14 protein-coding genes are annotated in these 13,058 nt (G+C 68.1%); 1 reads left to right on the top strand and 13 read right to left on the bottom strand.

Annotation, left to right across the window (positions count from 1 at the left end):
* Positions 1–100: 100 nt before the first annotated feature.
* Positions 101–661, top strand: a complete 561-nt coding sequence (locus GGR25_RS15365) for a cysteine hydrolase family protein (protein ID WP_183399723.1) — start codon at positions 101–103, stop codon at positions 659–661.
* An 87-nt stretch (positions 662–748) separates the two neighbouring features.
* On the opposite strand, the gene ftsH is transcribed toward GGR25_RS15365, so the two are convergent.
* The 13 genes from ftsH to ruvA form a co-directional block, all read right to left on the bottom strand.
* A complete protein-coding gene (ftsH, locus tag GGR25_RS15360; RefSeq protein WP_183399722.1) occupies positions 749–2,683 on the bottom strand; it encodes an ATP-dependent zinc metalloprotease FtsH in 1,935 nt (644 codons plus the stop codon).
* 133 nt (positions 2,684–2,816) lie between these two features.
* Positions 2,817–4,097 carry a tRNA lysidine(34) synthetase TilS gene (tilS, locus tag GGR25_RS15355; RefSeq protein ID WP_343068081.1) on the bottom strand — a complete coding sequence of 427 codons (1,281 nt, stop codon included), beginning with the start codon at positions 4,095–4,097 and terminating at the stop codon, positions 2,817–2,819.
* Positions 4,098–4,104: 7 nt separating this feature from the next.
* Complete coding sequence (gene ybgF, locus GGR25_RS15350; protein WP_183399720.1) at positions 4,105–5,067, bottom strand: tol-pal system protein YbgF; 963 nt, start codon at positions 5,065–5,067, stop codon at positions 4,105–4,107.
* A gap of 197 nt (positions 5,068–5,264) precedes the next feature.
* On the bottom strand, positions 5,265–5,747 hold the full coding sequence (gene pal, locus GGR25_RS15345; RefSeq protein ID WP_380147532.1) for a peptidoglycan-associated lipoprotein Pal: 483 nt from the start codon (positions 5,745–5,747) through the stop codon (positions 5,265–5,267).
* 214 nt (positions 5,748–5,961) lie between these two features.
* Positions 5,962–7,335, bottom strand: coding sequence for a Tol-Pal system beta propeller repeat protein TolB (gene tolB / locus GGR25_RS15340; RefSeq protein WP_183399719.1), 1,374 nt, complete (start codon positions 7,333–7,335; stop codon positions 5,962–5,964).
* A gap of 79 nt (positions 7,336–7,414) precedes the next feature.
* Complete coding sequence (locus GGR25_RS15335; RefSeq protein WP_183399718.1) at positions 7,415–8,371, bottom strand: cell envelope biogenesis protein TolA; 957 nt, start codon at positions 8,369–8,371, stop codon at positions 7,415–7,417.
* A gap of 5 nt (positions 8,372–8,376) precedes the next feature.
* Positions 8,377–8,835 (bottom strand): protein TolR, encoded by a 459-nt coding sequence (gene tolR, locus GGR25_RS15330; protein WP_183399717.1) that lies wholly within the window; start codon positions 8,833–8,835, stop codon positions 8,377–8,379.
* A 3-nt stretch (positions 8,836–8,838) separates the two neighbouring features.
* Positions 8,839–9,552 (bottom strand): protein TolQ, encoded by a 714-nt coding sequence (gene tolQ, locus GGR25_RS15325; protein ID WP_210299979.1) that lies wholly within the window; start codon positions 9,550–9,552, stop codon positions 8,839–8,841.
* 231 nt (positions 9,553–9,783) lie between these two features.
* Entirely contained in the window at positions 9,784–10,239 is a 456-nt protein-coding gene (ybgC, locus tag GGR25_RS15320) for a tol-pal system-associated acyl-CoA thioesterase (RefSeq protein ID WP_183399716.1), read from the bottom strand.
* Positions 10,236–11,270, bottom strand: a complete 1,035-nt coding sequence (gene ruvB, locus GGR25_RS15315; RefSeq protein ID WP_183400310.1) for a Holliday junction branch migration DNA helicase RuvB — start codon at positions 11,268–11,270, stop codon at positions 10,236–10,238. Before ruvB ends, ybgC begins: the two co-directional genes overlap by 4 nt.
* Complete coding sequence (locus tag GGR25_RS15310; RefSeq protein WP_183399715.1) at positions 11,267–11,905, bottom strand: hypothetical protein; 639 nt, start codon at positions 11,903–11,905, stop codon at positions 11,267–11,269. The genes ruvB and GGR25_RS15310 overlap by 4 nt, the downstream gene beginning before the upstream one ends.
* Complete coding sequence (locus GGR25_RS15305; RefSeq protein WP_183399714.1) at positions 11,902–12,360, bottom strand: hypothetical protein; 459 nt, start codon at positions 12,358–12,360, stop codon at positions 11,902–11,904. Before GGR25_RS15305 ends, GGR25_RS15310 begins: the two co-directional genes overlap by 4 nt.
* The gene (ruvA, locus tag GGR25_RS15300; protein WP_183399713.1) at positions 12,357–12,974 is read right to left on the bottom strand and encodes a Holliday junction branch migration protein RuvA; all 618 of its coding nucleotides are present in this window, start codon (positions 12,972–12,974) and stop codon (positions 12,357–12,359) included. Before ruvA ends, GGR25_RS15305 begins: the two co-directional genes overlap by 4 nt.
* Between the last annotated feature and the right edge of the window lie 84 nt (positions 12,975–13,058).

Below are 13,058 nucleotides of genomic sequence, written 5' to 3'. Positions count from 1 at the left end.
CGCGGCGGCGCGCGGATGCGAGCGCAGCGGCGTCGCCTTGCGACAGCCCGAATCCGAACGTTCCAGGACGATCGCCTGGAAGCCCGCCAAGGAGCCTGCCATGAAAGCCCTCATCGTCGTCGACATGCTGAATGACTTCTACAACGGCGTCCTCGCCAACGAGGAGCATGCCGCGAAGATCATTCCCGTGATCGCGGATCTGATCGCGCATGCGCGCAAGGACCCGGATTGGCTCGTCGTCTATTCGAACGACGCCCACCGCGCCGATGATGGCGAGATCGCCATCTGGGGACCGCATGCCATGGCCGGCACGCCCGGCGCCGACGTGATCGACGCGCTGCGCCCGACCGGCGCCGAGCGCGAGATCGTCTCGCCGAAGCGCTTCTATGGCGCCTTCGACGAGACCGGCCTCGACGAGATCCTGAAGCGCTATGGCGTCACCAGCGTCGTGATTGCCGGCCAGCACACCCATTGCTGCGTCCGCCATTCGAGCTATGGCGCCTTCATCCGCGGCTATGGCATCGAAATCCCGGCCGACGCCGTCTGCGCCTTCGAGGGCGTCGACCATGACGAGGCGCTCGACTATCTGCGGACGATCTATGGCGCGGAGATCACGACCAGCGCCGCGCTGCTGCGCCCGAACGACCGCGCCGCCGCCTGACGCTGGCCGGTTCGCCAACCGCCGGCCAAACGAAAAGGGCGGGATCCGAGGATCCCGCCCTTTTTGAATTCGTCGCCGGGAAGACCGTCAGGCCTGCGGCTGCGGCTCCAGTCCGGTATCGGACTCCCCGCCCTTCGGCCGCGGACCGCGCGTCGTCGGCACGACCGACGGGCGCGAGGGCGGCGTCGAATCGCCCGAGTCGCGGATCGGCGGCTTGCCCTCGAGCAGGCCACGGATCTCGTCGCCGGTCAGCGTCTCATATTCGAGCAGCGCCTCGGCGATCGCGATGAAGGTGTCGCGGTTCTCGGCGATCAGCCGGCGCGCTTCGCTCTCGCCATGCTCGATCAGCTTGCGCACTTCCTCGTCGATCAGCTTGGCGGTCTCGTCCGACATGTTGCTCGACTGCGTGACCGAATGGCCGAGGAAGACCTCCTGCTCGTTCGGACGGTAGCGCACACGGCCGAGCTTCTCGGACATGCCCCACTCCATGACCATGGAGCGCGCGAGGCTCGTCGCCATCTGGATGTCGCCGGCGGCGCCCGTCGTGACCTTTTCCGGCCCGAAGGTGATGATCTCCGCCTCCCGGCCGCCGAACAGCATGACCAGGCGCGAGATCGCCTTCTCATAGGTCCAGTTGTAGCGATCCGACTCCGGCAGCGTCATCACCATGCCGAGCGCGCGGCCGCGCGGGATGATGGTCGCCTTGTGGATCGGGTCGATCGTCCCGGCGAGCAGCAGCGCGATCAGCGCATGGCCGGCCTCGTGATAGGCGGTGTTGCGCTTCTCTTCCGGCGTCATGGCGAGCGACTTGCGCTCGGCGCCCATCATGACCTTGTCCTTGGCGTCCTCGAACTCGGCCATGGTCACGATGCGCTTGTTGCGCCGCGCCGCGAGCAGGGCCGCCTCGTTGACGAGGTTCATCAGATCCGCGCCGGAGAAGCCGGGCGTGCCGCGGGCCAGCGTCTTAATGTCGACGTCGGGCGACATCGGCACCTTGCGCGCATGGACGCGGATGATCTTCTCGCGGCCATTGACGTCGGGATTCGGCACGGTGATCTGGCGATCGAAACGGCCGGGACGCAGCAGCGCAGGGTCGAGCACGTCGGGACGGTTCGTCGCCGCGATGATGATGACGCCTTCGTTCTGCTCGAAGCCGTCCATCTCGACGAGGAGCTGGTTCAGCGTCTGCTCGCGCTCGTCATTGCCGCCGCCAAGACCGGCGCCGCGATGACGGCCGACCGCGTCGATTTCGTCGATGAAGATGATGCAGGGCGCGTTCTTCTTCGCCTGCTCGAACATGTCGCGCACGCGGCTGGCGCCGACGCCCACGAACATTTCGACGAAGTCGGAGCCCGAGATCGTGAAGAAGGGAACATTGGCCTCACCGGCGACGGCACGCGCGGTGAGCGTCTTGCCGGTGCCGGGCGGGCCGACGAGCAGCACGCCGCGCGGAATCCGGCCGCCGAGCCGCTGATACTTCTGCGGATCGCGCAGGAATTCGACGATCTCCTGCAGGTCTTCCTTGGCCTCGTCGACACCCGCGACGTCGTCGAAGGTGACGCGGCCATGCGCCTCGGTCAGCAGCTTGGCCTTCGACTTGCCGAAGCCCATGGCCTTGCCGCCGGCGCCGCCCTGCATCTGGCGCATGAAGAAGATCCACACGGCCAGGATCAGGAACATCGGGAACCAGGAGATCAGCACGCCGATCAGCGAGGTGCCGCCTTCGGTCGGCGGCTTCGCCGTGATGCCGATATTCTTGGCCTCGAGGCGCTTGACCAGGTCATTGTCCTGCTGCGGCGCGAAGGTCTGGAACGCGGTGTTGTCGCTATAGCTGCCGCTGATCTGCTGCCCGGCGATCACCACGCTCTTCACGCGGCCGCTGTCGACATCGGTCAGGAACTGCGAATACGCAATATCCGACCCTGCGGCGCGCGGCCCGGGATTCTGGAAGAGATTGAAGAGGGCAATCAGCAGCAGGCCGATAATGACCCAGACTGCGAAGTTGCGAAAATTCGCGTTCATCAGAATCCCTTCGAGCGCGGCAGTTCTGTCGTTTGGAACCGCTCGTCGAGCGTAAGATAGGTGGGCGGGGCTGCTAAGCCAAGACGACCAGACCTCAGCATAACGTACAAATTGCGGCGATGGTTGAGGAAGATCATGCTTCTTCCGCCGTGACGGCCTCGCCAAGACGCCGCGCGACCCCCTGCGAGGCCCGCATCGCGTGCTCCCCGCCGGTGAATCCGGCGAGCGGCGCCGCCACGAGATGGCCGTCCCGGAACAGCGCCGGCGTCGTCGCCACGGTGCGCGGCAGGCCGGCCCGCACGGGCTGCGGCAGGGCAAGCCGTCCGGCCTCGCCGAGCGCCGTCAGCACCATTCCGGGTGGAGCATTTTCGATCTCGACCTCGAAGCGCCTGTCCCAAACACCGCGAAAGCCGCCGACGAGCGCGACGCTGGGCAATCCGGCCCGGCCCGCCTCGCGCTCGAAAACGATCCGATCCGCCCGCCGGGATGCCACGGCGCCGGCCAGGGTCCGCCGAACCGGATCATTCCCCGCAAGCACCGCGGCGAGCGCGGTAACGCGTTCGATCCGGGGCACATGCTCCGCGCCGCCGGCGGCACGGAGGATACGCGCCAGCGCGCGGAGGCGGATCTCCTCGGGCTCGGCGAGCCAGAGCGGGCGCGACAGGCGGATCGCGCCGAATTGATCGACGGAAGCGGCCGCCGCAATCAGGCGATCCACATAGTGGTCGATCGCCGCCGCGGCCCGGCGGAGGCGGGATGCCGTCGCAGCGAGGCGCTCGGCCGTCATGCCCTCCCGGGCGAGCACCGGCATGAATGCCCGCATCCGCGCCCGCGCGAAACGAGGATCCCGATTATGCGGATCGTCGACGGGCACAAGCCCCGCGGCAGTGACGATGGCGCGAAGATCGCCGCGCGCCAAGTCGAGCAGCGGCCGGACCAGCACGGCGTCACCGCGTGCCGATTGCCGCGCCATGCCAGCGAGCCCATAGACGCCCGAGCCACGCGCGAGGCGCATCAGCACGGTCTCGGCCTGGTCGTCGCGATGATGCGCGGTCGCACAATGCGTGAGCCGCTGCTCCGCCATCGCGCCGAACAGAAGGCGATAGCGCGCATCCCGCGCGGCGGCCTCGATGCCGGTGTCGGGATGCGGCCCGTCCCAGCGCAGGATGTGGGCGGGAAAGCCGATCGTGCCGGCGATGCGGGCAACCTCGGACGCCTCAGCCGCCGCTTCGGGCCGGAGCCCGTGGTCGACGGTAAGCACCACGATACGCGCCGCCCCGTTCGTCAGCGCCGCCCAGCGCCGGGCGAGGAGCATCAGGGCCATGGAGTCGGCTCCGCCGGAGACCGCCAGCGCGATCCCGTCCGATCCCTCGAGCGGCGCGAAGCACCGCAATAGAGTTGCGTCGTCGATCACGCAGCGCTCAGCAGCTCGCGTTGGCCTGCTCCGTCTTGACGCGCTGGATCAGCGCGTTCGAGCTCTTCGGGTATTTCTTGAGGATCTCGCCATAGGTGCTGCAGGCCGCGTCGCGCTGGCCGAGCCCATAGAGCGAGAGGCCGAGCTTCAGCAGCATGTCCGGCGCCTTGGCGCTCTTGGGGAAATTCTGGTAGCCGGCAAGGAAGGCGTCGGCCGCGCCGCGATAGTCCTGCCGCGCATAGAGGCTTTCGCCCAGCCAATATTGCGCGTCGGCGGCCAGCGGATCGCTCGGATAGCTGGCGAGGAAGCGGCGGAACGACGCCTCCGCGATATCATAGTCGCCCTTGAGCACGAGGTCGTAGGCCGCGTCATAGTCGCCGCTCGCGCTGCCCGTCGGCGCCGGCGGTGCGGTGGCCGCGCCGCTGCCGAGCGCGCCGAGATCGAGCGGCTGCGGATTGGTCGGGTCGACGGCAATCTGGCCGAGCGGGCGCGGCGGGGTGCCCGGGCCGTCGGCAGGCGCAACACCCTGGGCGGCGATGGCCGCCGCAACGGGGTCGGAGGCGGCCGCATTCGGAGCGGGGGCACTCGGAGCGGCGGCCTTCGGAGCCGGCACCGGCGGCGGCGCGGCGGCACGCTTGGCGGCGCCACCGCCCTGCGCGGCGCGGAGCTGATCCTGCAGCTGCCGCACCTGATAGGTCAGTTCCTCGACCTGGCCGGTCAGGGCGCGCATTTGCTGCTCGAGGCGGTCCATCCTGAGCGCCGCCTGCGCCTCGCTGGACGAGGATTGGACGGGAACGAGGCCGGGATCCTGGATCGGCGCGCCCTGCTCGACCGCGGCCGGCGGCACCGGCGCGCTCTGGTCCTGACGCTTGAACATGTCGAAAAGGCCGGCCTCGGCGGGACCCGGCTGCGTGGCGGCGAGCGCCCCGGCGAGCACGACCACGGCCGATAGAATGTGACGCCTGCTCATGGGTGGATCCGCAACTGCCCGCATGTTTCAAGGGATGGGGACGGAACGATCGGCCCGCTCTGCGTATCAGGCCTGCCGCGTTCGGCCAAATTGGGGCGGTGCTGACGATGAACCCGCCGAACGGCCCTCGCGCTCGCCCAAAACGAAACGGCGGCCGCAAGGGCCGCCGTTCCTGGACCGGATGGTGGATGCTGCGCTCAGTTGAGCACGGTCACCGCGCGGCGGTTCTGCGACCAGCAGGAGATGTCGTCGCAAACCGCGACCGGACGCTCCTTGCCATACGAGATCGTCCGGATGCGGGCCGGATTGATGCCGCGCGAGACGAGATAGTTCTTCACATTGGTGGCACGGCGGGCGCCGAGCGCGATGTTGTATTCGCGCGTGCCGCGCTCGTCGGCATGGCCTTCGATCGTGACGGTGTAGTTCGGATAGCGCTGCAGCCAGGCGGCCTGCTTGTCGAGCGTGACGCGGCCCTGGGCCGAGACGTCGGTCTGGTCGGTGTCGAAGAAGACGCGATCGCCGACATTGACCACGAAGTCCTGCTGGCTGCCCGGCGTCGCGGCGCCGATGCCTGCACCTTCGGGACCGCCCGGCTTGTTAGCGCAGGCTGCCAGCAGCAGCGCGCCGGCCAGCGCCGCCACAATGCCGGCGCTGCGCGAAAAATTAACGAATTTCATCATCAGAAGTAACTCCTCGTCCACCATAGCCGGACCTGATCCGCAGATAACAGCGGCTTGGTTAAGCTGGCGTTCAGTAACGTGGTTGACCAACTCTTAACGCCGTGCACGCACGGCGGACGCAACACTGGAACGGCGCGACACACGGCCCGCGCCCGGCCGAACGAATGGCCGATCCGAGCGAGCGCGCGGCCCGCCCGGACCGGATGAGAGGGGCCTAGTCGAGCAGCGGCGACCAGGCGGGATCGGAGGCGAAGGACGGCGTCGGAATGCGCTGCTCGTTATAGCCGGTCAGATCGATCGAATAGAGCTGCGGACCGCCGCTGGCGCCGCCGCCATCACGGAAGAACATGATCACGCGGCCATTCGGCGCCCAGGTCGGGCCTTCATTGTGGAAGCCCTCGGTCAGGATGCGCTCGCCCGAGCCGTCGGGCTTCATGACGCCGATCGCGAAGCCGCCACTGGACTGGCGCGTGAAGGCGATCAGGTCGCCGCGCGGCGACCAGACCGGCGTCGAATAGGAGCCCTGGCCGAAGGAGATGCGCGTCGGGTTCGAGCCGTCGGCGCCCATGACGTAGATCTGCTGGCCGCCGCCGCGATCCGAGGTGAAGACGATCTGCCGGCCATCGGGCGAATAGGACGGGCTGGTATCGATCGAGGCGGAATTGGTCAGCCGCGTCGTCCGGCGCGAGCGCAGATCCATCTCGTAAATATTGGCGTTGCCCTGGTCCTCGAGGCTCATGACGATGCGCTGGCCATCGGGCGAGAAGCGCGGCGCGAACGTCATGCCGGGGAACTTGCCGACCAGTTCGCGCTGTCCCGTCGAGATGTTCAGCAAATAGACGCCCGGCTGATCGCCGGTATAGGACATGTAGACGATCTCCTGCGACGACGGATTGAACCGCGGCGTCAGCACGAGATCATTGCCCTTGGTCAGATAGCGGGAATTGGCGCCGTCCTGGTCCATGATCGCCAGGCGCTTGACGCGCTTGTCCTTCGGCCCGCTCTCGTCGACATAGACGACGCGCGTGTCGAAATAGCCGCCGTCACCGGTCAGGCGCTGGTAGATCTGGTCGGCGATGATATGGGCGATACGCCGCCAGTTCTCGGGCGACGTCGTATATTGCTGGCCCGCCATCTGCTGGCCGGCATAGACGTCCCAGAGGCGGAATTCGACAGACAGCCGGCCGTCGGGCATGCGCGTGACGCCGCCGGTGACGAGGCCCTGCGCATTGATCACCGACCAATCCTGGAAACGTGGCGTCTGGCTGGGGCTGGTGATCTTCTCGATGAAGCCGGCCGGATCGAGCGGCAGAAAAAGGCCCGAGCGCTTCAGATCCGCGGAGATCACGCCGGTGATGTCGGTCGCGACCTGCTGATCGCCCTCGCCGACGCCGATGAAGGTCGGGATCGCCACCGGCAGCGGCTGGACATTGCCCTGCGTCACGTCGAGCTGGACGAGGGCTTCGGCCCGCTGCACCGGGGCGAGGACGCTCACGGCAGCGGCGAGCGCGAGGAGGAGAGCCGCGAGGCCAGGTCGGCCGAGGCGGCGCAGCCCGGCCGCGCCGAGGTCATGGGCATGAACCGTCATGGTGATGTTCCTGTCGTGCGAATCGTATCGATTGCGTCGAATTGTGGCGGAGGATAGCGGCGATGCAGTGGCGGCGACGTCATCCCTGCGGACTGAAGCGCATCTGCACCTCGCTCCACTGATCGTACTTCTCCAGCGGCAGCTGATACGGACCGCATTGCAGGACGGCGCGGACGGCGCCCTCGGCAGCAACGGTTCCGTACTGGCTCGCCGGATATTGCTCGATGCTCGGTATGCCGTTCACCGTGCCGTCCTGGTTCAGCTTGAAGCGGATCGTCACCGTCACCTCGGCCGGATTGGTCCAGCCGACCGGCAGGTTCCAGCAGCGCTGCACCTGGGCGCGGAGCGCGTCGAGCTCGCTCTGCGTCATCATCTGGGTCGGATTGCGCGCCTCGTCCGCGCCGAAGCCGGCCGCCTGGTCGCTCTGCGCGCCGCCGGCCGATTTCTGCTTGTCGAGCAGCGCCTTGATCTGGTCGGCATCGAACTTCGACTGCGCGGTGCTTTTCAGCTGCGACGGCGTGTTGGTGTCGGTCTTGGCCGTCTGCGTGGGCTTGGGCGCCGGCGGCTTGGACCGCGGCTTGGGCGCCGGCGGCGGCGGAGCTTCCGCCTGCTTGGGCGGCTCGGGTGTCGGTTCCGGCGCAGGAGCCGGGTCCGGCGCGGGCGCAGGCGTCTCCGCCTTGGGCGGCTCGGGAGTCTTGGGCGGCTCGGGCGTCGGCTCAGGCGGCTTCGGCTGCTCGGCCGGGGGCGGCGGCGCGGACGGCGCGGGCGCGGCAGGTGTCGGCTTGGGCGGAGCGGGCGTCGGCGCCGGGGTCGGCTGCTCGGCTGCCTTCTTGGTCTGCTCGGGCGCCGGCGGCTTCTTCGGATCGGCCGTCTTCTTGCCCTTCTGCAGGCTGGTCAGCTCGGAAATGGGCACGATGTCGACGGGCAGCGCCTCGACCATGGTCGAGTCGAACGGCTTCGTATCGGGCAGCCCGAAGAGGCCCCAGAGAATGAGGACCAGATGGGCCAAGACCGATGTAATGAGCCCGGCGCGCATCGCTGTCAGCCGCCGTCGGCGTTGAGCGTGACCAGACCGATGTTGCGGAAGCCGGCGCCGGAAATAGCGCCCATGACCTGCATGACGGTGCCGTAGTTCGACGTCTTGTCGCCGCGCACGAAGATGCGCTCGTCATAGCCGTTGCCGGCGACGGCCTTGAGCTTGGGCACGAGTTCGTCGAGCGTGATCTCGGTGTCCTGGATAAAGACCTTGCCCGACGGATCGATCGTCACCGAGATCGGATCCTTGTCGGCCGACAGCGGCTTCGCCTGGCTTTCGGGCAGGTCGATGGGCACGCCGGCCGTGAGCAGCGGCGCCGAGACCATGAAGATGATGAGCAGCACGAGGATCACGTCGACGAAGGGCGTGACGTTGATCTCGCTCATGACGGCGTGGCGGCGGCTGCGGCGGCGACCGCCGCGACGGCCGCCCCCTCCTCCGCCCCCGCCGACGGACATGCCCATCGCTCAGCTCCTCTCGTCGATCTGGCGCGACAGGATCGCCGAGAACTCATCGGCGAAACCTTCGAGGCGCGACGTGATCTTGCCGGCGGAACTGGACAATTTGTTGTAGGCGATAACGGCGGGAATGGCGGCGATGAGGCCGAGCGCCGTCGCCATGAGCGCCTCGGCGATGCCGGGCGCCACGACGGCGAGCGAGGTGTTCTTCGACGCGGCGATGCCCTGGAAGGCGGTCATGATGCCCCAGACCGTGCCGAACAGACCGATGAACGGGCCGGCGGCGCCGACGGTCGCGAGGAAGAGCAGGCGGTTTTCGAGCCGTTCGCTCTCGCGCTGGATCGTCACGTCGAGCACGCGGTCGATACGCATCTGCAGCCCGATCGGCGAGCGCGCGCCGGACTCGAAGGACCGCTTCCACTCGCGCATCGCGGCGACGAACAGCGCGGCCATGGCCGAGGCCGGTCGGCTCGAAAGCGAGCGATAGAGCTCTTCCAGCGACTGCCCCGACCAGAACACCTTCTCGAAGCGGTCGATCTGCCGACGAATCCGCGCATAGAGCAGCGTCTTGTCGATAATGATCGCCCAGCTCCAGATCGATGCGAAGCCGAGGCCCAGCATGACGATCTTGACGATGATGTGCGCTTGCAGAAACAGCGTGATCAGGGAAAGGCTGGCGACGGGCGCGTCGAGCGCTGCCTGGCCCACGTCGGCCGGATTCATTCGCTTCGGACCTCTCGGGGTTGGACCTTCCCGCGTGCCGTCACGGGCAAGGGCGGCACGTAGCGCGGATGCGCCGGCACCTGCGATTGAAAATGTCCTGCAAGCTTCGGGCCGGACACGGCTTTCCGTTCGGGTAAGTCGCCTTCAAATTTGTCGAAATGAGGGCGTTTGCGGCCTGTTCCGGCCGTTTGCCCGCCACCCTATGATAGGGATTTCATGGTTAAGCAATCGTTATTGCGGCGCTGCGGCAAAGCGCTCGGCGAGGCTGTCGGGAATGCGGCACGGACGGCCGTCCTTGGTGACGAGAACCACGGTGACGACGGCCGAGACCAGCACGGTGCTCCCGCGCCGGATCTGCTGGTCCAGGATGATGCGCGCGCCGCGGATCTCCCGCGGTTTCGTGACCACCTCGACGACGTCGTCGATGCGCGCCGGACGGCGGAATTCGATCTCCAGCCGATGCACGGCGAAGGCCATGGGCTCGCCCGCCTCGCCGGCATCCAGCGCCGCATGCATCACGCCGAGCAGGCGGACATATTCCGTCCGCCCGCGCTCCATGAAGCGCACATAGGAGGCGTGATAGACGACGCCGGAAAAATCCGTGTCCTCGAAATAGATCCGCACGGGCAGGACATGCCCGTCCGGGGTATGGCGGCCGGACGACGGCACGTTCTCGTCTTCGCTCATTCGTCCTCCGCACCGAAGAGAGGCATCTGCGTGACGGGAGGCGGGGGCGCCTCCAGCCCGAGATGGCGGAATGCATGAACCGTGAGCACGCGCCCACGCGGCGTGCGCTGCACGAAGCCCTGCTGGATCAGATAGGGCTCCACGATCTCCTCGATCGCATCGCGCGGCTCGGACAAAGCGGCGGCGATCGTCTCGATCCCGACCGGGCCGCCGCCGAACGACATCGCGATCGTCGTGAGATAGCGGCGGTCGAGCTGGTCGAAGCCCATGGAATCGACCTCGAGCCGCTGCAGCGAGCGGTCCGCGACGGCACGGTCGATCTGGCCCTGCCCCTCGACCAGCGCGAAATCGCGCACGCGGCGCAGCAGCCGGCTCGCAATGCGCGGCGTGCCGCGCGAGCGCCGCGCGATCTCGCTCGCCCCATCGGCGGTCATCGGCACGCCCATGATCCGCGCGCCGCGGCTCACAATGTGCTCGAGCTCCTGCACGGTGTAGAACTGAAGCCGGACCGGAATGCCGAAGCGGTCGCGGAGCGGCGTGGTCAGCAGGCCGAGCCGCGTGGTGGCCGCGACCAGCGTGAACTTGGCGAGGTCAATCTTCACCGAGCGCGCGGCCGGGCCCTCGCCGATGATCAGATCGAGCTGGAAATCCTCCATCGCCGGATAGAGCACTTCCTCGACCGCGGGCGAGAGGCGGTGGATCTCGTCGATGAAGAGCACGTCGCGCTCTTCGAGATTGGTCAGGAGCGCGGCGAGATCGCCGGCCTTGGCGATCACCGGACCCGAGGTCGCGCGGAAATTGACGCCGAGCTCGCGCGCCACGATCTGCGCCAGCGTCGTCTTGCCGAGACCGGGCGGACCGACGAAGAGCACATGGTCGAGCGCTTCCTTGCGCCCGCGCGCCGCCTCGATGAAGACGGACAGATTGGCGCGCGCCTGCGCCTGGCCGACGAAGTCGGCAAGCACCTGCGGGCGGAGCGTGCGGTCGTCGTCCGCCTGCTCCTCGGGCGACAGAAGGCGGCCGCCGTTCATCGTCTTGTCCTGATCAGCCATCGGGAGCCTGCGTAGCAGACGAAGCCCGAAATCACCACGGCCGCGACGACGCGGACCCCGATCAGCACGGATTCGCCAAAGGGCGGCGGCGCGAAGATGAAGAGATTGCGCGCGAACAGGATCGCGAAAGGCAAAGCGAAGAGCGCGAACAGGACCAGTGCAAAGAGCGGCGAGGCGCCGCCGCGCTGGTCGCGCCGGGCGATGATGAGCCCGGCAAAGGCAGCCGGAATGATGCCGGCGAGATAGACGGCCCGGAGCGCATAGAAACTGTCCTCCGCGATCCAGCTGGCGAGCCGGCTCGGCGAGAAGCCGCCGCCGGTCGCCTGCTCGAGCGACATGTCGAGCAGCATGAAGAGCGGCGGCGCCAGGAGCGCGAAGAGCGCCGGCGTGCGCCAGTCGAGCCGCGGCGGACCGGACGGCCGCGCCGACGCCTTCGCCGCAGTGCTGCGCGATTTGGCAGGAGAGGCTTGCTTGCCGGGCGACTGGGGCTTCCGCGCCTTGCTCGCACCGGTCTTGGCCGCGCCGGTCTTGCCTGCGCCGGCTTTGCGCGCTCCGGCGGGCTTGGGCGCGCCGGACGGCTCGGGCACGCCCGAAGATCCGGATGCGTCGCTCATGTCCGCGTCCACCGACGCAGCAGCGTCAACGCCAGCCGGCAACCGAGCGCGGCAGCGAGGCCGCTGACGGCGAACAGGCCGACCAGATAGGGGTTGGTCGCCGGAAAGCGACCGAAGGAGAACAGTCCGGCGACGAGCCCGACCAGCAGCCCAATGGCGGCGGTATGACGCCAGGGGACCGGGCCCCCGATCATCCGCTCGCGCAAGACGACGACGATGCCGACCAGCGCCGCCGGCAGCAGGCCGTAGGAATAGGGCAGCCAGGGCGCCGCGGCGAGAATGCTGCCGATGGCCCGGATGACGGAGGGGCCGAGGGTGACGACCGCCAGCGGCACCAGAACGAGCAGCGCGAAGGCCGCCCCGATCAGCGGACCGAGCACCACATGGACGGCGAGCGTCGCGAAGACGCGGCCAAAAGTCGTCGGCGTCGTGCTCGAGCGGGAGCGAACCGTCATCGCGCGAGTTCCTTGAGCGCGAGGCGGATGAGGAGCTCGGTCGAGGCGCCCTCCCCCGCATTGCGCGCCGCCGCCGCGACGGCGGTGCTGGCCTGGACCTGCGCATAGCCGAGATTGACCAGCGCCGAGGCCGCATCGGCGAGCGGCTGTGGCGCGCGGCGCTCGGCAATACCGCTTGCGACGGCGATCGTCCCCGCATCGACGGAGGAAAACGCCGGCGCCTTGTCCTTGAGCTCCGCCACGACACGCGCCGCCACCTTGGGGCCGACACCGGGCGCCCGCGCGATCTGCGCCTTGTCGGCGAGCGCGATCGCATTGGCGAGGTCCGAGGGCTTCAGGATGCCGAGGATCGCCAGCGCCACCTTTGAGCCGATCCCCTGGACGGTCATCAGCAGGCGAAACCACTCGCGTTCCACATCGCTGGCAAAGCCGTAGAGACGAATCATGTCCTCACGGACATAGGTCTCGATCGAGAGCTGCGCCGCTTCGCCGGGCTGCGGCAGGCCCTGCAGCGTGCGCGCCGAGCAAAAGGCCTGATAGCCGACACCGCCGACATCGAGGATCACCCAGTCATCCCCGAAGGAATCGACGATGCCCTTGAGCTTCCCGATCATGACGCGACACCGGATGGAAACGAGGAAGATCCAAGAGTCTTTGAAGCGTTCGCGCCAGAGCGAGTGGACATGGCGCGGCGCAAG

The sequence above is a fragment of the Kaistia hirudinis genome (assembly GCF_014196455.1).
Taxonomy (GTDB): Bacteria; Pseudomonadota; Alphaproteobacteria; order Rhizobiales; family Kaistiaceae; genus Kaistia; species Kaistia hirudinis.
Note: the sequence above shows the minus strand (reverse complement) of the source record. Positions and strands in the feature narration are given on the sequence as shown.

What these genes read in the sequence shown, in the direction of transcription:
- GGR25_RS15365 (WP_183399723.1), top strand. Translation starts at nt 101, where the DNA reads ATGAAAGCCCTCATCGTCGTCGACATGCTGAATGACTTCTACAACGGC.
- ftsH (WP_183399722.1), bottom strand. Translation starts at nt 2,683, where the DNA reads ATGAACGCGAATTTTCGCAACTTCGCAGTCTGGGTCATTATCGGCCTG.
- ybgF (WP_183399720.1), bottom strand. Translation starts at nt 5,067, where the DNA reads ATGAGCAGGCGTCACATTCTATCGGCCGTGGTCGTGCTCGCCGGGGCG.
- pal (WP_380147532.1), bottom strand. Translation starts at nt 5,747, where the DNA reads ATGATGAAATTCGTTAATTTTTCGCGCAGCGCCGGCATTGTGGCGGCG.
- tolB (WP_183399719.1), bottom strand. Translation starts at nt 7,335, where the DNA reads ATGACGGTTCATGCCCATGACCTCGGCGCGGCCGGGCTGCGCCGCCTC.
- GGR25_RS15335 (WP_183399718.1), bottom strand. Translation starts at nt 8,371, where the DNA reads ATGCGCGCCGGGCTCATTACATCGGTCTTGGCCCATCTGGTCCTCATT.
- tolR (WP_183399717.1), bottom strand. Translation starts at nt 8,835, where the DNA reads ATGGGCATGTCCGTCGGCGGGGGCGGAGGAGGGGGCGGCCGTCGCGGC.
- tolQ (WP_210299979.1), bottom strand. Translation starts at nt 9,552, where the DNA reads ATGAATCCGGCCGACGTGGGCCAGGCAGCGCTCGACGCGCCCGTCGCC.
- ybgC (WP_183399716.1), bottom strand. Translation starts at nt 10,239, where the DNA reads ATGAGCGAAGACGAGAACGTGCCGTCGTCCGGCCGCCATACCCCGGAC.
- ruvB (WP_183400310.1), bottom strand. Translation starts at nt 11,270, where the DNA reads ATGAACGGCGGCCGCCTTCTGTCGCCCGAGGAGCAGGCGGACGACGAC.
- GGR25_RS15310 (WP_183399715.1), bottom strand. Translation starts at nt 11,905, where the DNA reads ATGAGCGACGCATCCGGATCTTCGGGCGTGCCCGAGCCGTCCGGCGCG.
- GGR25_RS15305 (WP_183399714.1), bottom strand. Translation starts at nt 12,360, where the DNA reads ATGACGGTTCGCTCCCGCTCGAGCACGACGCCGACGACTTTTGGCCGC.
- ruvA (WP_183399713.1), bottom strand. Translation starts at nt 12,974, where the DNA reads ATGATCGGGAAGCTCAAGGGCATCGTCGATTCCTTCGGGGATGACTGG.